This is a genomic window from Streptomyces sp. Ag109_O5-1, assembly GCF_003814875.1.
Lineage (GTDB): Bacteria > Actinomycetota > Actinomycetes > Streptomycetales > Streptomycetaceae > Streptomyces > Streptomyces sasae.
Window position 1 is genome coordinate 1966891 of record NZ_RKQF01000001.1, and the last position, 19877, is coordinate 1986767.

Below are 19877 nucleotides of genomic sequence, written 5' to 3' on the forward strand. Positions count from 1 at the left end.
CTCATTCCTCGGGAGTGGTCTCCTCCCGGATGATCTGCTGGGCGACCCGGAACGCGCTGTTCGCCGCCGGCACCCCGCAGTAGACCGCCGCCTGCAGCAGCACTTCCTTGATCTCGTCCGGGGTGAGGCCGTTGCGCAGGGCCGCCCGGACATGGAAGCCCAGTTCCTCCAGGTGGCCGCCCGCGACCAGCGCGGTGATCGTGACACAGCTGCGCGAGCGCCGGTCGAGACCGGGCCGGTCCCAGATCTCGCCCCAGGCATAGCGGGTGATGAACTCCTGGAAGTCCCCGGAGAAGTCGTCGGCCTGCGCCAGCGCCCGGTCCACATGCGCGTCCCCGAGCACCTCCCGGCGGACCTTGAGCCCCGCGTCGTACGGGTCGGGCCGGCCGAGCGGCTGCGGTGGTACGACGGCCGGGGCGATCTCGGCGATCGGCGTGACCTGGGGAGCGACCTGCGGCACGGCGAGGGGCGCGGCCGGCAGGACCGGCTTGACCGGGGCGGCCGGGATGGCCATCTGGCCGGTGGTCGAGTCGTAGGCGGGCTGCCAGGCGGTGGAGAAGTGCCGGACCAGGAGGTCGGTGACGGCGGCGGGCTGTTCGACCGGGACCAGGTGGGAGGCGCCGGGTACGACCGCGAGCCGGGCGTCCGGGATCCCGGCGACCAGGGTGCGGGCCTCGGCGGGGCCGGTGACCTGGTCGTCGGAGCCGACCAGGACGAGCGTGGGGACGCCGACCATGGCCAGTTCATGCCGTACGTCGAAGCCGGCCAGGGCCTCGCAGGCGGCGATGTAGCAGCCGGGGTCGGTGGTGCGGACCATCTGGACGGCCCACTCGGTGATCGCGGGCTGTGCTGCGGCGAACCCGCTGGTGAACCAGCGGTCGGGCGAGGTCCTGGCGATCGGGTCGAGGCCGTTGCTCCGCACGATCACCCCGCGCTGGCGGAACTCGTCCGCCGTCCCGAACCGGGGCGAGGCGGCGACCAGCGCAAGGGAGGCGATCCGTTCCGGGTGCCGCAGCGCCAGTTCCATGCCGACGGCACCGCCGAGCGCGCAGCCCGCGTAGCCGAAGCGCTGCACGCCGAAGGAGTCGAGCGTGAGCAGCAGCCGGGCGGTCAGCTCGGCCACGGAACCGGCCGGATGCGCCGGGGCACCGCCGTGCCCCGGCAGGTCGTAGCGGAAGACCCGCCACTGCTGGATCAGCTCCGGGATCTGCCGGTCCCACATGTGCCATGTGGTACCCAGTGAGGGACCCAAGATCAGGACCGGAGCGTCTTCTGGCCCGTCAAAGCGGTATTGCAGGGTGTTCGGGGGTGTCTCACTCACGCCCCAGACCCTCTCACGTCTCACGGACGCCCCTATAACGCAGGGGTGCGGGAAACCGTTCTGACCAGGTTGAAGACCTGCAGGGCGGCCAACAGACCGCGGCACCGAGACCTCTTGACGCCCCCGAGATCGTCATCGTCGACACCGACGGGCTGCACGAGCTGGCCAGCCCGCACCTGACCGGTCGCCGCAGCGGCTGGTGGCCGGCCAGGGCACTGATCGCCAACGGCCACTGGTGTCGGCACCCGGCGCTACGTCATCGACATCTGGGAGCGAATCCGAGCCGCACAGGACGACAGGTACTTCGCCCACCTCGCCTCGTCGGTAGGTACTCCCGGAGTACGGCGGCTGTGAGCGAGCCACCTGATCACTCCGCCGCACGAGAACGAGCGCGAGCTCGGCGTGTTCGGGAACGCGCTTACCGACGTCCTGGCCCGGCACGTCAAGGTGACGGGCTTCGACGACGTACTGACCTTCTACAGCACGGGCGAAGACGAGATCCGCGCGGCCCGCAGCTCGGTCTGGCTGTGGGCGTGGGTCTTGAACCGGGTGCGCAGCATCCTGCCGCTGCTGCGCGAGGGGGTCGGACGCGGCGACCGTCTTCATCCGCGACGGCACCGACCAGGCCCAGGCCCGTTCGAGTGCGGCCGCTGCGGCGGCACCAGCATCGAACTGCGCCGCCGAGAGAGCGGCACCTAATATTGGCGCTGTTAACACACGGTCTGCAATACGAGGCCGAACGGCCGGAGCAGCCCCTGGAACCAGGACATCAGGTAGGCAAGGGCAGGAGTTGAGGGACCGGGCAACCCCCGCCCCGACTCCAGGATTTCGCGAACTCACTGGCATCCGCGGCACCTTCTGCGGCAGGCTTCCGCGTGCCAGCAACGGGATCTCGCTCGTAGCCAGATCACCAGCTGCGCTTTAGCCAAGGAGTCTGCGGACGCACCCGGGCCACCGGCTTGTCTCTCACCTCATCTTTCACGTAGCAGGCACGAATCTGCGGCGGTGTTCCCTACCGTGCCCGCACTCGTTGCCCGTGCACCACACGGAGGCTCAGCCATGCCGGCACATTCCGCACCGCCGCATCTCTTCTTCCTGACCCAGCCCAAGGGCAACGGTGCCATCCTCTTCAGCATGCGGGGGACACTCCGCGGACCGGAACTCTCGAAGATCGGGACGTTCGAAGATCACGACGAATCCCAGCTGCTCGCCGCCACGCTCAACGCGGCTCTCCAGGGAGGAGCAGGCGCCCTCGCGAAGGTTCACGGGTGCTCAGCTTCCCTGCCTGGCCCCCTCAGGAAGGCGATCACTGACATCGCGGATGAGATCGAGGACACACACCGTGACGCTCCACGAGCCCGGGCCGCGCGCAGGGCCGCGCGGGCCGTCACGGAGAACCTGGGACAGCTCAACGCGGCAGTGTTCTCGCTATTCAGCGCATCCCACTGCGGGAGCTGCCTAAGCTGCGGCTGCAATGTTGCCGAGGACTGCGCGAAGTGCGCCGTCTGCGGCTCGTCCCCCCGGGGCCGCGGCTGTGGGGACTGCGGCGGCGTTGGGGTAACGCCCAGGACCGCATTCGTTCTCCATCGGCAGCTGAGGGACCTTGCGGACAAGACGTACCGTGCCGCTTATGACCCCGACTTCTGGGAGCACAGCGTTCCGGTCAGCGCGGGGACCCAGTCGGACTGGTTCCTTCTTCACTGCGCTCGCGCGTACGACGACCTCGCGGCCGATCTACTTGCCGGCGGTATCCCGGAGCCGCGCTGTCTGGCCGAGAGCGTGCTATTCGGCTACGCCGTGGATGGCATCGGCGGGTTCAGTATCGAGTCCGTCCACGCGGACGAGGTCTATCAGACCCTTCCGACCTCTCGGTTCGACTATGACTGGGAGTTCCTCGCTAATGAGAGCGGGCTGCTCGACGTCAGCGACAGGGCGCACGACTTCCTGGAAGCAGACGTGGCCGAAGAAGACCTGTGGGACGAGTGGTTCAAGCCTTACACGGACGTCGAGGCCCGGGACACGAACCGCGGGTTCTGCTGCTGACAGTCGCCCGAACCCAAGCCATTGCTGGAACGGGCGTCCAGTCTGCTCGACTGGACGCCCGCCCACGAGGTCTCCATACCGAGCGAGCCACCGAGGAGCGCTGACCGAGCCGGCGGCGCGCCGGTACCCTGAAGGGCACCACGATCATGGTCGACGGCACCCGACCCCTGGCGTCGTACCGAGTTGATCAAGCCCCAGCGGCCCTGGAGAACGCTCTCCCAGGTCGAGTTGGCCACCGCCGAGTGGGTCGACTGGTACAACCACCGAAGACTCCACGGTGAGATAGGCCACGTCCCGCCCGTCGAATACGAAGCCAACTACTACACCGAACTCACGAAACCCCAGGTCACAACCACAGTCTGAGATCTCTACCGACCCCGGGGCGGTTCATGGAGTGGGTGCCGCGCTGTCTGGGCGTCATCGTGGTCCGCCTCCCGCATGATGACGTCCTGGGTGGCCGGCACCGGCCCGGCCGGGCGCTCTGACCCGTGATGGCGCCTGAACAGACGGCAGAGCCCCTATCGGGACACGCCCTGTGGCTCGGTGACAGCAGGCACCATCCCGCAACGGCAGTCGACACTTCCAACACAAGACACGTCAGTCAAAGACCTCATGAATCAGACCCCCGTCCGGAACGGCACTGCGCAACCGTCCCACCGATCCCGGCGCAACGGCATGACTCGATCACTCCCGGAAGGCTTCGCCCGAACCGGCACTCAACCTGACCTGGACGGTCTGACAATGAGTTGACTCTCCGTCCACTCGTGACCGGCATTGACGGGCAGCCGTGTGGGCGGCATTACCAGACGGTGGATACCCCTGGCGGTGAGCCGGTCCGGTTTGTCGAAGTGCAAAAATCGGCTGGTCGTGCTGCAGCTCCCTGTACTCGACAACGAGTTGGTGGCTCTCCCAGCAGGCATCGACGAGATGCCCGGCCCGCCGCCCGTTCGTACCCGGGTCTCCCAGGAGCCAGCCGAACCGATGCTGGGTCAGGGGGCGGGGCTGTCTCACCCAGCACGTGGTTGCACAGCTCCACGACGTACGCCTCATCGCGGTGATGACGGCCGACCGCCCGGCTTGCCTTTGCGGACGGCGGCGTCGAGCCCTTCCAGGATCGACTCACGGGTAGGACTACTCGGACGAAGTCACGGCCGATGCCGTGGCTTTGTGCGAGTCCGCCCCCGGGGCGACGTACAAGAGAGCATCGCCGCCGACCTGCGGGGGCGCGACCGCTGCTCCGGCCGCGCATGAGGCATGAATCCGCTGCCCCTTGCCTCGGAATTAACGTCCTCGCAGAAGCAACTCGGCCTCATCGACATGGCCAGAAAGTCGGCCCGCTTCCCGGATTTGCTCTACTGTCATCGAGCTGGCCAATTCAATCGCATCGTGAATCCCGTCACCGTTTCCACGGTCGAGCGGAGTCAAAAACCAGCGAACCGCCTGAACTGGATCGATGGGGGTTCCAATGCCATCTCGATAGCGCCTTGCCGCGACGAGCATCGCCGGAACATGCGACGAACTGGCTGCCCTGAGGTACCACTGCAATGAGTCACCGTCAAGACCCTTCTTCGCACATTGATCTCCCAGTACGGCGCACGCCTCAGGAATTCCAAGATCTCCGGCAATCTGTAGCCACTTTGCGAATTCCCGAAAATTCTTCCCAGTGCCATGCCCGCGGTAAAAATTTACCGCAAGATTAAAGGCGGCATAACCGTCACCCGCCTCAGCGGCAGCACGGTAGAGCTCGTTGGCCCGGACTGGATCGGGAGTTACACCTATACCGCCTTCAAGGACGAACCCGAGTTCCCGCATGCCCTGGATGACATTCGCCTCAGCAGCGACCTCAAGCAACGAAGCAGCAAAAGGAAGGTGCTCGCCGCGCTCAAGCAGCAGGCCCGCCACCAGGACCTTTGCGTCGAGGTCCCCCTGGTCTGCTAGGACTTCCAGTCGAGGCTGAAGGCGCCGAGTTTTGTCCCGCCCCTCCACCGAACCCCTGCGTTTGGCATGGAAGTACCAGTTGCCAGCAGAGATGAGATCTCCGGATCCCGCAGCCTGGTCGCCGCGTTCCAGGAGCTCCTGAACGGGAACCCCTTCGGGAAAGACACGCCAGCTCGGCACCGCTTCACCCACGGAAATCTCCTCATGCTCAGCGCCATGATGACCTGCCGGCCAATCGAGGTGATCCTACCGCACGGACAACCTCAATCGGCCGGCTAGTTATGCTAGCTAGCCCATCCAGGATGGATAGTCATGAGCCCTCCACGACCCGTCCGGCCCAAATACATGTATAGATGTCGGATCAGAAACATAGAGATGGACTCCTAGCTGAGCAGCTCTGCCTTGGAACCAGCTGATGCAGTTGTCGCACATATCTCGACTAACTGAAATCGAGACACCTGGGCGTAGCGTAGACGCCTGCTTCTCGGCGTGAGAGAGATAGTAGGCCCCATCCCCTCCAGAATTATCGAAGAAGAATGGCGTCCGATCAGTCGGCATGGCCGCATGCACCTGGTCAGGCATCGCCCGGTCGTAGCCACCTGGGATATCCGAGGAAAAACCGCTGGCCGTTTGAATGTCCCCGGCCTCCGAAGCGGTCTTACTGGCCAAATCCACCGACGGAGCAAATGAGACATTAGAAGGATGAGGCGCTGCCCGAAGAGCTGCCGCCGTCTCACATCCCGTGTTATGAACGAGAACGGGAATATCGCCAGCCACCACATAGTACGTGTGGAGTTGCTGGACGGTGAGGTTCCAGCGGTTTGCCGTGCCTGGTGTGGGATGGGTGGTGACGACGTAGGCGTGGTCGTCGGTATCGGTATTGAGGGCGTCGCCGTGATGGAGGTTGCCGGCGGGGACCCAGGTGTGGGTGGTGTCGTCCCAGAAGGGGTGGTTGGCGGTGGTGTGGAGGGTGGCGGTGTGGCCGTTCTTGGTGCGGATGGTGAGGTCGAGCAGGTCGTGGTCGTGGTTGATCCACACGTGCTGGACGGTGCGGGTGCCTTGGTGCTTGCCGGTGGTGGGGTCTGCGGCTTGAACCTTGTCGCCGGGTTTGATGGCCTTGATCGGCTTGGTTTTACCGTGGGCCAGGAGTACGGGAGTAGTGGGAGCGAAGCTACAGCCCTTGATTCCGGTCAGGGTTCTGGCTTCTGCGGTTTCGGCTTCGACCGCTTCACCCTCACCGCGCGTGACGACGAGCAAGGCTGCCTCGAACAGCAGCTTCCCCGTTCCTTGAGCGCTTCGGCCGTGGGCGAAGTCGCCGTAGATCTCAGATCCGCGTCCGGCCACCGCATTCGAGAACGCGAAGGTGGGGTTGATTTGAGAGATCAGCTGCATGCAGTTGTCGCCGCTGGTGAAGCACTGCTTGTCGGCTTGATACTGGAGGTAAGGGGCCTCCACCATCCCGACGATGGACTTCTTGCCCTGGTCGACAAAGGTATGCAGGACAGTAACGCCGAAGCTCGTCCAACCATGATTGCTGCTGCTGCCAGTGTTCGAGCCGTCGAGAATCTTGGCGGACTCTGTGCCGTCGCCGCCGCCCTCAGTCCAGTGCAGCGTGAGCCCGGTCGGGTCACTGCCGGTCACCGGGTTGTCAGCGGCGTAGGTGTAACCGCCCATCTGCTGAGGGCTAGTGGCTTCGAAGATGGGGTCGGCGCTGACGAAGCTGCCGAGGGCGGGGTCGTACTTGCGGGCGCCGACGTCGGTGTAGCCGGTGCTCTTGTCCTGTGGTTTGCCGAGGTAGGAGTGGGTGGGGTCGGGCCAGGTGACGGTGTTGGCACTGCCGCGTGGCTGACCGTAGGGGGTGTACTGCTGGCGGGAGACCTGCTGGGTGCCGGCGTCCATAGCCAGGGTCGACGTGCCGTGGGCGTCGCTGAAGAGGTACTTCACTCCGCCGCCGGGGAGGCTGGAGATCATGGCGACAGGGGCGCCTGTGCCGCCGTGGCTGTACATGCGGACGGCGCCGAGCAGGGTGTTGGGGGCGACGCTGGTGTTGACGACGATCTCGGTGTCGCCGGCGAAGAATGTGGTCTGGCCGGGATCGCGGCGGATGAGCTGGTTGCCGTCGGCGTCGTAGAGGTACTTGGTGCTGGTGGGGCTGGCGCCGGTGGTGTCCACCTGGGCCAGGTGGCCCTCGTCGTCCCAGGTGAGGGTCTGGCCGGGGCCGGTGGTGGGGGTGCGGGTGTGGAGGTTGCCGTCTTCGTCGTAGCCGAACGTCGTCGGGTTGGTGCCGCCGGTGGTGGCGGTCAGGGTGTGGGGCTGGGCTCCGGTGGAGTTGCAGTTGGCTGTGCAGCCGTCGTGGTAGGTGGTGGTGACGGTGCTGCCGGTGGTGCCGATGGCGTGGTCGATGCTCTGGTGGCGGTTGCCGATGGCGTCGTAGTTGAACGTCTGCCAGTAGGAGCCGGGTGTCGTGGTGAGGGTGCTGCTGGTGGGCGGGGTGACGTTGCAGTTGTTGGCTGTCCAGGCGTCGGTGAGCCGGTCCAGGGCGTCGTAGCCGTAGCACTGCTGGTCGGTGACGGTGTTTCCGGTCTCGGACTGCTGGTCTGTGGTGGAGGTGGGGTTGCCGGAGGCGTCGTAGGAGTACTTGGTGTCATCGACCGTCGGGCCGGGCGCCTGAGTCCGGTTGACCTTGCGTTCATTCAGCCGGAGGGTCTGCGCGTCGTATCCGTATGTGACCGTGGCCGAGTTGGTTTGGGGCCCCATAACGACCTGCGACGGCTGACCGTCTTCGTTGTACGCGGTCTTGGTGACGTAGGCGGAGGTGCCGTTCTGGGAACCGGTCGGATTGCCCAGTGCGTCGCGGGTGTACGTGATGAGCTCGCTGCTGAGACCCTGGGTGCCCGGGTCGCTTTGCGAGGCGAGCAACTGGTCGCGGGTCGTGTAGGAATAGGTTGTTTTGTAGGTCGAGGGCAGCGGCGCCTCGGACGCCGGCAAGGTGATCTGGGTGCCTGTCGGCTTGCCGAGGCTGCTGTAGCCGGTGGTGGCGACCGTGTAGCCACCGGTGGTGCCCTGTACGTACCGGGTGGACGAGGTCGGCATCCCGATGCGCTTGGTGTCGTAGGTCCAGGACGCGAACTTGAAGTCGGACTTGGCCTTGTCGGTGGCGGTGAGCTTGCGGCCCAGGAGGTCGTAGGTGTAGTCGAGTTCGACCTGTTTGGCGTCAGTGGTGGAGATCAGGTTCCCGGCGTCGTCGTACCCGTACTTGCTCCCGCCCGTGTCCGGGTCGGTCTGGTTCCTCTTGCGGCCCAGGAGGTCGTAGTTGAACGTCCACACCGTATTGTCGGGGCCGGTGACCTGGTGTTGCTGGCCGGCGGCCGTGTACTGGTAGGTGGTGGGCGAGGGAGTGCCGCCGGTGGCGGTGAATCCGGCGGCTGCGGACCCGGACACGGTGGGCGGGGCGGTGTACTGGTCCAGTTCGGTCGTCTGGCCCCGTGCGTCGACGACCGTGGTGGAGGCCACGCCCCCCTTGGGCGGCAGAACGGTGGTTTTGTCCCCAATGTAGGCGGTGGTGGTGCTCCAGGTCTTGATTCCCCTGGCTTCCTCGGTGACCAGGTCAGCCCGGCCCTGCCCGTCGTAGTCGGTGACGGTGCGGTCGGGGACGCTGACTTGGGAGACCGGGTACAGGATATTGCTGGGGCTGCCGCCCACGGCGAAGGCGTTGTTGGTGATGACCGTCCAGCCGTGGGAGTCGTACTGGGTGTCCGTGACGATGGTGCTGGAGTTCTCCCCGGTCTTCTGGACCTGCAGGGGTCGCAGCATCGCGTCGTAGAGCGTCTCGCTGGTCTGGTAACTGTCGTTGTCGAGCAGGGCGTTGGAAGCGACGATCGATGGTGCCGACTGGGAGATGCTGTAGGTGTAGGTCGTGTTCGCCGGTGCGCCGTTGGCCTTGATCTCGTTGGGTAGCCACACACCGGTCAGGCGGCCGAGCGCGTCGTAGGTGAGCGAGGTGAGCTTGCCGGCCACGTCGGTCTTTGCGGTGGGCAGAGTCCTGGCCGGGTCCAGGGTGCTGCTGGCGAGCTGGCAGTCCAAGGAGGACGTGGTGACCGTGGAGCAGTCCGCACCGGGCGTGACCTGGGTGATGGTCGTGCTGCTGGTGGGCAGCGCACCGCTGGCGGGGGTGTAAGAGGTGAAGACGCTCTGGGCGAGGCTCTTGCCGTCCGGGGAGGTGGAGTTGGGGGTCCGAGTGACCTTCGTCGTGCGGCCGTAGGAGTCGTAGGTGGTGGTGGTCTTGTCGACGAAGGCGGTCGCGGTGGCGCCGCTTGCGCCGGATGCTCCCTGGACGAGGGTGGCGTCACCTGTCTTGGGGAGGGCGGGATTCGTCTGCCCGTCGCCGTCGTAGGTGAAGCCGTTGCTGTCGTATGAGGTGCGGGTGTCGGAGATCAGGGTGCCGCTGGGGGTGGCGCCCGCGGTCGAGCAGTCCTGGGCCGTGGTGAGTGTCTCGGCGGCCAGCACCAGGGTATCGACGCTGCCCGTGAGATAGCGGTTGTAGGTGCACTTGGCGACGTTGTCGCCGGCTGTGGTCTCGCCGCGGTCGTCGACCTGCACGGCCATGCCCGTGGTCGACTTGCCCAGGGCTGTGTTGTAGAAGGTGTCGGTCTCGGTCTTGCGCCAGCCATAGGACACGGCCTGCCGGGTCAGCGTCTTGGCAGGGCGCGCCATCTGCGCAGTGAGGTCCGGCAGACCGCTGCGGCTGCGGCTTGCCGTGGGACCGAGGATCGTGGGCACGGTGACCACGGCCTTGTCCAGGCTGCCCGTGGCACTCGTGTAGGTGTCGGTCTCGAAGGTCTGCCCCGCCAGGGCGTTGTCGTCGGCGACCGAGGTGGCGCCGTCTTGGCTGGTCAGCGCAGGTACCGAGCGGGTCTTGCCGCCGGGCAGGGTGTCGCCGTTCATGCCCAGGAAGTAGTACGTCTTTGTCAGCGTCTTCTGGTCGTGGACCGCGACGCCGTCCGTCAGGTGGAAGACGGTGGGATCACCTGTGGTGACGTCCACCTCCGGATAGCCCCGGAATTGGCCCCAGGTGCGGTTCTTCGCCTTGACAGTCTCATTGTCGTCGTAGTGCCAGCCCGGGGTGCCGTTGTAGGCGTAGTCCGTCTCCAGCTTGGGCTGAGTGCCATCCTGGTAGGAGTTCTGCGGATCCTCGGTGACGACCGCGGTGACCTTGTATTTGTAGAACCAGTCCATCCACGGGGCGGGCTGCCCGTCAGGGGTCCAGTACACCGGGAAACACGACAGCGTGTTGGTGGAGGCGAAGGTCTTGGCGGCCGCGTCCGTCGGGTCGTTGGGGTCGCTCGCCGGTGCCTTGGAGCAGTTGGGGCGGTCGTAGGTGACCGTCGACTGCGCGCCGGCCTCGCTGGTGACCACCTGGATCCGGTCGTGGTACATCAGCGGCATCTGCGGGATGGTCCCGACCCGGTTGGGCAGTTGCAGCGGCGGGTCGAAACTCACCGCCGGCGTCGAGGAACTGCCTGTTGCGCCGCCAAGGGTGTCCAAACCGGTGCGCTGGATGGAGTCCAGCCACAGAGTGGGTGCGTGGTCGCCGCCGTCGGGGAAGGACTGGGTGAAGGCGTACTTGTCGACCTGCTGGGTCGCCCCACCCGTCTGGATCTGGGTCGTGATCGAGGTCAGGCGCTTGCGGGACCAGAAGCTGGGACCGTGGTTGGTGCAGTTCGTCGAGCCCGAGGCGCAGTTCAGGTCCACCGGTACGTCCGGCCAGTACGCGGCATTGGCCGTGGTGAACTGACTGTCCGCGCACGTGTTGCCGGACGGTGTGCCCGGGATGCAGCGTTCGGCCGAGGCGTCGAAGACGATCTGCTCCGGCGCGGTGCCGGAGTAGATCGTCGAGGCGGTCATGCCGTAGTCGATGCGGGCCAGGGTGCCGCTGCGGGTGTAGGCGACGGCGGTGTTCTTCATGTCCGCGCCGTAGTAGCCCGTTTCCGGGGAGTAGTACCAGGCGGTGGCGTTGCTGTGGGTGTCGACTGCGTAGTCGAGGTTGAAGCGGTAGCCGAGTGTGCAGGTGGTGGCGGCGAAGTCGGTGCTGTCCGGGCAGTCGGACACCCCGCTGTGCGCGTGGTAGACCGGTTCGGTCCACACGGACTTCGTCTCGTCCTTGCCGCTGGTCCAGCCCGGCAGGCGGTTGCGGCCGAAGAAGTACTGCACGCCTCCTTCGGTGACTTTGAAGTACTCCCCGTTCTTTGTGCCGTTCGTGGCGCCGGTCAGGTCCTCGATCTTAATCGTGGAGCTGTCATCGACAGGGTGGAACGTCTTGGTCGAGTCGTCGTAGACGACCTCGGTGGACTTCCCGTTGAGCGAGAGCGTGAGGATCTGCCCCGCCCAGCACTGGTCGCCGTCGTTGTCCGGAGCCCCGGAAGACGAGTCGTCCTTGCAGGACTTGTACGTGCGCTCGACGTAGTTCTCTGCCGAGGACCAGCCGTCACCCAGCCATGAGGACTGGTTGTTGGTGCCCTCGGTGCGCGCGTCCTGGCTGGAGGAGTTGTAGAAGAGATCGACGTTCGGGACCGTGCCGCCGATGGCCGGGGGCACCGAGATCGGGTAGCTGTAGGTGAACGCGCCAGTGTTACCGGAGGTCGACCAGGAGCCTCCCGGTGACAGGCTGGTCGCCGAGTAGTCACCCGATGAACCCGACGTGCCCGAGGTCGCCGCCATGACGACCGTCGCGCCGGACGGTGCCGTCGCCGAGCGCGCCGTGCCGATGGCATTCGGCGACACCGCCCGCGGGGCAGGAACGCTGACCTGGGCGGACAACGGCGTGCCGGGAGCGGTGCGCACCGTGCTCTGGGCCTGGCACTTCGCCAGCTTCGGCGTGGTCAGGGCGCAGGCGGGCAGCTGGACCAGGTGCAGGCGCGAGGCGAAGTCACCGCCGAAGGCGTAACGGAAGGAGGAGTCATCGACCCGCAGTGCGACCTTTCCGCCGCCGGGGCTGGTGCGCTGGAGAGTGAAGAGCACACCGTGCACGCCGACGGTCTGTGCGGCCTTTTGGTCCAGCACGGTCACCCGCACCCGCTGGGATCCGGTGACGGCGGCCGCCTTGGCCCCCGTTCCTGCCACGTCACCCAGCAGCACGGGCGTGCCCTTGGCCCGCACCTCGGTTGCCTTGGCGGTAAGCCGCGCAGAGGCGGCACGGACCGGCAGAGTGACCACGGAGCTGCCCGCACCGGGCAGCTTCGCGTGACCGCTGGGATCGAAGTGCTTGAAACGCTTCGAGGTGGAGCCCCACCCGGGTCTGGAGTGGACCAAGGGCACCCGCTTGTGGTGCGGAGCCGCAGGAGCCGTCACGTGCCGCTGCTCAGAGGGTGTTGCCGCAGCGACACCGGCGGGCAGCAGGCTCACCATCAAGGCGCCGGCCACCATCGCTGCCGTGTGTCGAACCCGGCGGGCCGTCCAAGCCGCGCGCCCGCGTCTCCACCCCGAAATCCGCGCCATGCTGTGCGTCCCCTCCCCGGTCCCAGACCACCCAACTTGCTTGCAAATTAGGTGACTTGAGTGCACGTCACAGCGGAGGCACACGTCGATCACATCCCCCGCACACGATCACGCTAGGGCTTGACCTCAACCCCGAAGGCAAAGCATTCCCAGAGGGAAAGCAAAGGAACTCCACTGGTTGGAACGCAAGTTGGTTTGTATTCGTCAAAAGCGGACTCCATGCGGGCACTTGTCGATCAATTGACGATGGACCGTCTTCACACCGGCCCCACAGAATGCACAACGGCGCGGGGCCCACGGGGGGAACCGCACGACACCTGCGAAGGACTCCGACCTCACATGTCCGCCTCTCGCACACCTCTGTATGCCAGACGCCCCGCGTCAAGACCGATCACCGCCGTCGTCGTCGCGGCCCTGACTGCCGGCACACTGGCCGCCACCGCACCCGCTCACGCCACGGCGTTGGATGCGCCGAGCCCTTCGTCCAAGGCCACCTCGAAGCGCGACGACTCGCCGTCCGCCACGCGCAGCCTCAACGCAACAGAGTGGGCGTCCGAACAGGCGAAGGCCACTGGCCAACCGGTGACCATCGACGCGCTCACGGACACCGGCACGCAGGTGGTGGCCAATCCGGACGGCACCTTCACCCGGACCGACTCATCCATGCCCCAGCGCACCCTGCAGCAGGGGAAATGGGTCCCCATCGACACCACCTTGGTACAGCACGCCAACGGGACCTGGGGACCCAAAGCCGCCGTCACGGATGTGACGTTCTCCGGTGGCGGCTCGGGTGCACTGGTCACCCTGCGCAGCGGAGCCGACAGGCTGGGCTTCTCCTGGCCGACCACCCTGCCCAGACCAGTGGTCTCCGGTGACACCGCCACCTACCCGGACGTGTTGCCCGACGTCGATCTTCAACTGACCGCGGATGCCTCCGGTTACTCCTCGATTCTGGTGGTCAAGACCCCCAAGGCCGCAGCCGATCCCCGCTTGAAAAGCCTCACACTCAACACTGCCTCGTCCGGCCTCAAGCTCTCCGCCACCCCCGACGGTGGTGTTCAGGCCACGGACAAGCACACGCGCGAGACCGTCTTCCACAGTGACACCGCGCTGATGTGGGACAGCACAGGGCAGAAAGCCGCGCACGCCCCCCTGCCCCACGCCAAGACCGTGTCCTCCGCACGAGCCGAGCACCGGGCGGCGGCCAAGGTCGGCAGCCACCGCGCGCAGGTCCGTGTGCACTTGAAGCCCGGCAGGCAACTGCTCGCACTGGACGCCAAGTTGCTCTCCTCCAAAGGCACCGTCTACCCCGTCTACGTGGACCCGGAGTGGAACGGCAGGCCCTCCCAGTTGGACTGGGCCCGGATCTCCGACAACGGATGGAACGTCTACAACTCGACATCCACCACCGGTGCCACCAACGCCCGCGAGGGGTGGGACAACGACACCCCCGGCAACGGAGAACGCGCCCGCACCTACTACCAGATCAACACCAGCGGCATCAAAGGCGCTGTGGTCAGCCACGCCTCACTGTACGTGAAGCAGCTCTCCGCAGCCTCCTGCTTCGACACCCCCGCCGCCGCCTACGGCACCGACCGCCCCGCGGGGTGGAGCTCCTCCTCGCTGTACTGGGGTCACGAACCCACCGTGCGCACCGACGCACTCGGCAAAACCAACCCGGTCAGCCAGGAGGCCGGCACCTGCCCGGTCACCGCCGGCTCCAAGTCCTGGGTCAGCCCGCCGGCACTCGAATTCGACGTGACCTCCCGGGCCCAGAGCGCGGCGGGCGGCGGCTGGAGCAGCATGACGCTGATGGTCCAGTCCCCCGACATGAACGATCCCCACCAGTGGAAACAGCTCGCCTACGGCGGCGGCGCCAGCATGTCGGTCACCTACAGCTACCGGCCCAAGCTCAAGAACGGCACCGGCACCCCGGCCATCAAGCCGTCCACGGTAAACCTGGGCAAGACGATGACCACCACCCACACCCCGACGTTGTCGGCGCGCGCGGTCGACCCCGACCTGGCCGGGGGCAGCGAGCTGGTGCGCATCGAGTACAACATCTACAACTCCACCGGCGCCCTGATCCACCAGGACTTCGGCCCCAGCACCGACTCCAAGAAACGCGCCCGGTACAACACCAACGGCAGCGACTGGACCACCCCGAGCCTGCCCGACGGGACCTACACCTGGAAAGCCACCGCTCAGAACGCCGCGGGCTACTGGGCCGGAACCGGCTCCGGCATCTGGACCAAGACCCAGACCTTCACCGTGGATACCAGCGCGCCACCCCCGCCCACAGTGACCTCCAGCCAGTTCCCTGCCGGACAGATCGGCGCCTCCTACGGCGACAAGGGCACCTTCACACTCAGCAACAACCACACCAACAACATCACCGGCTACCTGTTCGCTCTGGACGCCACACTCGGCAACACGGTCTACAGCAGCAGCAACGTCGTCCACCTGACCACCACGACCAAGATCACGACGGGCCAGGCGTACTACGTCACGTCGGACAACGGTGCCGGCACCGGAACATCGGTACTCAACGGCAGCGCCTCCCCCGCCTTCGCCCCTGGCACCACAGGTCCCCACACGCTGTATGCGAAAGCGGTCGACCAGGCCGGCTCAACGTCTGTCCAGGCGCCGCCCTACGCCTTCTACGCCGGCACCAGCACGCCGACCTACGCCTACGGCGACAAAATGATCACCGGGTGGACCGCGACCAACACCGACGGCACCACCACAGCCGTACCCAAAGCAACAACCACCACCAAGGGCGGCCAGCTGATCAGCCAGGCCGCCTTCAGCGGCTATGAGTTCGCCGACGGCTACCAGGCCATGCTCGCCAACAAGAGCACCACCTCGAAGGTCGTCTCCGGTGACAGCGCCACCTTCAGCTTCGACATCCCCAAGGACGGCCCCTGGAGCTTCGGGGCCAACCTGACCACGGCCAAGGACTACGGCATCTACCGGCTGGTCCTGGACGCGGGCAAGAGCACCCAGACAACACTGCTCAGCGACTACGACGCCTACAGCTCCTACACCACCACCAAGTTTCGCGATCTCGGCATGCCCAAGGACGCCAACGGACAACTGCTCACCCTCAAACAGGGTGTACACACCCTGACTCTCACCGTCACCGAGAAGAACTCCAAGTCGGCCGGTTTCCAGGCGGGCCTCGACGTGCTGCGGCTGGGACCGGCACTGACCTGCACGATCAATGACACCAGCAGTTGCCTGAACAACACCGCGACCAGCAGCTTCACCACCACGACCAGTCAGGCCGACGCCGACGGCTCCGGCAACAGCATCAACTCCGCCGACCTGACAAGCACCTCGGGCTGGCAGATCGGTAAGACGGTGACTGTCGACGGCGCCACCATCACCCTGCCGAAGTTCGGCACCGGCACCTACGACAACATGCTGGCCTCCGGCCAGACCGTCACCCTGCCGGACAGCGGCACAGTGAACACCGGTGACGCCCTGGTCTTTCTCGCCTTCGCCACCGGCGGCCCCGCCAAGGAGACTTTCGGCACCATCACCTACGCCAAGGACAACTGCATCGATACCAGCGGCGCTCCAGCCCCCCAGGACTACCACCTGGACACCGTCCCCGACTGGCTCAGCGGCCCCGCCTCCGCTGCCGCGCTCACGCTGGTCCACGAGAACCACCGCAACAACACCCAGACCAGCCCGGCTCCCGGCCCCAAAATTTACGCCATCAGTGTCCCGCTGAAATGCCCGGGCTCGGTCATCAGCAGCATCACCCTGCCCCTGTTCACAAACGGCGTCCAGGAGAGCCAGCCGGCCCTGCACATCCTCGGCATGGGCATACGGCCGATGGCCCTCACCGGAAGCGGATCCAACACCCAGCACTGGGTCGGCACCTGGTCGTCCGTCCAGGACACCGCCAAGGTGCAGCAGTCCGGCGGCAGCACCGCCGTAGCCAACGGGCAGACCTTGCGTATTCCAGCACACGTCAGCATCGGTACAGACACTGGCAACGGTGTGCGTATCCATTTGTCCAACGCCCTGGGCACCACACCGGTGACCTTCGACGCGGCCTCGGTAGCACTGCAGGACACCATGGGCAGCGCCACGGCGGCCGCTGCGCCCACGCCCCTGACCTTCGGCGGAAAGGCGTCCGTAACCCTCCCCGCAGGCACTGACGTCACCAGCGACCCCGTGACCTTGGCCGTAGCACAGCAGGCGACCGTGCTGATCAGCGTGCAGGTGCACGGCTCGGTCACCGCCCTGCCCGGTCACGCCACGGCCCAGACGCCCGTGTGGATCAGCCCCGACGCGGCCAACCGTACGCTCGACACCTCGGCCGCGAACTACACGCAGACGTCGTTCACCGGCCTGCCCTACGTGACCGGAATCGACGTCACCACCCCTTCCGCCGCTCCTACCGGCTCGGTGGTCCTCTACGGGGACCAGAGCATCAACGGGGACACCTCGAGCAACGACGGTCAGCATCACCTCAGCGACGCCATCACCAACGCCCTCGTCAACGACACCAACGGAGACAATTCCGTGGACTACGGCGTGCTCAACGCCGGATCCAACAGCAACAGCCTCAGCAACAACCTGCTACCGCAGATCACCAATAGCGGCACACCGAGAAACGCACTCAATCCCCTGGACCGCAACGTCCTGGCCCAAGGCAACGTCCGCACCGTCCTCATCTCCACCGGCACCAGTGACCTACTCAACTGCACCGGTACCGCCGACGCCTGCGCCAAAAGCGTCGAGCACGGACTGACCTCGCTCAACAGCCAGCTCAGCTCCTACTACACCGACGACCGGCCGCCCTCCGCCGACGGTCAGCCGGTGATGGAGAACTCCAACATCACCGTCTACGTTGCCACCATCCCGCCGTTCACCGCCGCCCATCCCGGCACAGCGACGCAGGAAGCCGCACGCGAGCAAATCAACACCGAGATGCCCGACCTCTTCCAGGACCAGGTCATCGACTTCGCCACGGCAGTCTCCACAGACGGCACAGCAATATCCTCCACCGTCAAAGCCGCCGACCTGACCAACGGCAACCCTTCCAGCAACTACTACGACGACCTGGCCGCCCGCTACCTCAGCGACACGAACAACCGCGACACAATCGACATCGCACCGAACCTGATCGTCCCCGTCGCCACCGGCAGCGACACCCCCGACAACGAATGGGACCTCGCCGCCGACGGAACCGACCAGCGCGGCGACAACCCGTTCACCGCGATCGGCGGCGCGACCTCCAACGCTGCGGGACCCGACGCGGTCAACTCCCCCGCCGCCGCCACCTCCTTCGACGGCAGCACCGGCTTCCTGGAAAGCGACCACACCGCCGTCAACACCCTCGCCGACTACACCGTCTCCGCCTGGGTGAGACTCGACTCGGCGACCGGCCCCGCCACCGCCATCTGCGAGGGAACCAGCCAGCACCAGGCGTTCTACATCGGCTACGACCGAGGCAACCAGGGCTGGATGTTCCAGACCACGACCACCAACGACGACAGCTCCGACTTCCCCACCGCCGAAGGCGACACCGGCACCGGGGCCCTGGGCACCTGGACCCACCTCCTGGTCACTTACACCGCACCCGTGGACGGCGACGACAGCACCGGCGTCATGTCGATCTACCAGAACGGCACCCTCATGGGGACCGCCACCAACCTCACCCCGCAGTACGACTCCTCCATGCCCCTGACCATCGGCGGCTGCGTCAACGACCCCGCCGCGACCTCCCCGTACAACGCCTTCCCCGGTTCCGTCTCGGACGTCCAGGTCTACCCCTACGCCATGACCTCGAGCGACGCCGACGCAAGCAGCGTGATCGTGCCCAGCGGCTGGCAGAACGGCATGCCCGAGGACGACTGGAAACTCGCCGCCAACGGCACCGACACCGCCTCCCTCAACCCGCTCACCCCGACCGGCATCGCCACCTTCGGCACGGACGCACCGAGCGGAATGTCCGGCAGCGTCGCCTTCGACGGCAGCACCGGCTTCCTCAAGAGCAAACAGAGCGCGGTCAACACCCTCGGCGACTACACCGTCTCGGCCTGGGTGAAGATCAACTCAGCGCTCGGCACCACCGCCGTCTGCCAGGGCACCACCCAGCACCAGTCCTTCTACCTCTCCTACGACAAACCCAGCGCCGCCTGGATGTTCCAGACCACCACCACCAACGACGAGAACTCCGACTTCCCCACCGCCGAAGGCGACCCCAACAGCGGCCCGACCGGCACCTGGACCCACCTCGTCGCCACCTTCCGAGCACCGGTCCCGGGAAGCTCCACCACCGGCAACATGGCCCTCTACCAGAACGGCACCCTGATCGGGACCGCCACCAACCTCAGCCCCCAGTACGACTCCTCCCTGCCCCTCACCATCGGCGGCTGCATCAACAACGCCTCCGCCACCACCCCCTACCTCGCCTTCCCCGGCTCCGTCGCCGACGTCCACGTCTACCCCCGCACACTCTCGGCGACCGAAGTCAGCGCACTGCACTGACCCACCACCGAACCAGGGCCCGCGCCGACTCCGACACGAGCGGCGCGGGCCCGCCCACGTCCGCGGCAGCCGCCAGCCACACCCAGCCGGCGAACGGACCGACACCGTCGAACGCTCCCCCGAAGACCAGCTTGCGGGCCCACCCAGGAGATCACGCCCTGCCAGCGCACCCCCGAGCAAAGGCGCGTTGCCGAAATCGAAGCGGCACACCACAGGAGCGTCCACCGGAAAGCCGCCACAGAAGAAGCCCCCATCCAGTACGTCGAGGCTCAGCGCACGCCATATGCACCATCGCGCCAGCCATGCCGCCGAGCCAGACCAAAACACAACCAGCCGACGGGGGCCTCGTCGCGCTGCCAGCTGTCACGGGCGAGTCACAAACCCCGTGGACACCCTCCCGACACAGGATCTCGAAACTGGACATATATGTCCGCACAGGACTGGATGGACGGCCCTGGACGGCTTCTACGACATGTGCCATGTGGTACCCAGTGAGGGACCCAAGATCAGGACCGGAGCGTCTTCTGGCCCGTCAAAGCGGTATTGCAGGGTGTTCGGGGGTGTCTCACTC

Annotated in this window: 6 protein-coding genes and 1 pseudogene; 4 read left to right on the forward strand and 3 right to left on the reverse strand. The window is 66.3% G+C overall.

All coding sequences use genetic code 11. From position 1 onward, the window contains the following. Nucleotide 1: 1 nt before the first annotated feature. Entirely contained in the window at nt 2–1321 is a 1320-nt protein-coding gene (gene pcaC, locus EDD90_RS08910; RefSeq protein ID WP_123972560.1) for a 4-carboxymuconolactone decarboxylase, read from the reverse strand. A gap of 402 nt (nt 1322–1723) precedes the next feature. Here pcaC and EDD90_RS55210 point away from each other — a divergent pair, with 402 nt between their 5' ends. From EDD90_RS55210 to EDD90_RS08925, 3 genes and pseudogenes are all read left to right on the forward strand, one after another. Continuing rightward, nucleotides 1724–2020 (forward strand): hypothetical protein, encoded by a 297-nt coding sequence (locus EDD90_RS55210; protein WP_185148994.1) that lies wholly within the window; start codon nt 1724–1726, stop codon nt 2018–2020. A gap of 360 nt (nt 2021–2380) precedes the next feature. Next, the gene (locus EDD90_RS08920; protein ID WP_123972561.1) at nt 2381–3364 is read left to right on the forward strand and encodes a hypothetical protein; all 984 of its coding nucleotides are present in this window, start codon (nt 2381–2383) and stop codon (nt 3362–3364) included. A gap of 174 nt (nt 3365–3538) precedes the next feature. Continuing rightward, a pseudogene (locus tag EDD90_RS08925) lies at nt 3539–3727 on the forward strand (integrase core domain-containing protein); the annotation flags it as partial. Between the two features lie 918 nt (nt 3728–4645). On the opposite strand, the gene EDD90_RS08935 reads toward EDD90_RS08925, so the two are convergent. Continuing rightward, entirely contained in the window at nt 4646–5494 is an 849-nt protein-coding gene (locus EDD90_RS08935) for a tetratricopeptide repeat protein (RefSeq protein ID WP_123972563.1), read from the reverse strand. A 96-nt stretch (nt 5495–5590) separates the two neighbouring features. Continuing rightward, on the reverse strand, nt 5591–12649 hold the full coding sequence (locus tag EDD90_RS58535; RefSeq protein WP_123972564.1) for an RHS repeat-associated core domain-containing protein: 7059 nt from the start codon (nt 12647–12649) through the stop codon (nt 5591–5593). Nucleotides 12650–13135: 486 nt separating this feature from the next. Between EDD90_RS58535 and EDD90_RS56985 the strand changes: the two genes are divergently transcribed. Next, the gene (locus tag EDD90_RS56985) at nt 13136–19306 is read left to right on the forward strand and encodes a LamG-like jellyroll fold domain-containing protein (RefSeq protein WP_260327742.1); all 6171 of its coding nucleotides are present in this window, start codon (nt 13136–13138) and stop codon (nt 19304–19306) included. The last annotated feature ends 571 nt before the right edge of the window (nt 19307–19877 follow it).

Bases quoted from the DNA above. Each gene is read 5' to 3' on its own strand.
- EDD90_RS08920 (WP_123972561.1), top strand. From the start codon at position 2,381: ATGCCGGCACATTCCGCACCGCCGCATCTCTTCTTCCTGACCCAGCCC.
- EDD90_RS56985 (WP_260327742.1), top strand. From the start codon at position 13,136: ATGTCCGCCTCTCGCACACCTCTGTATGCCAGACGCCCCGCGTCAAGA.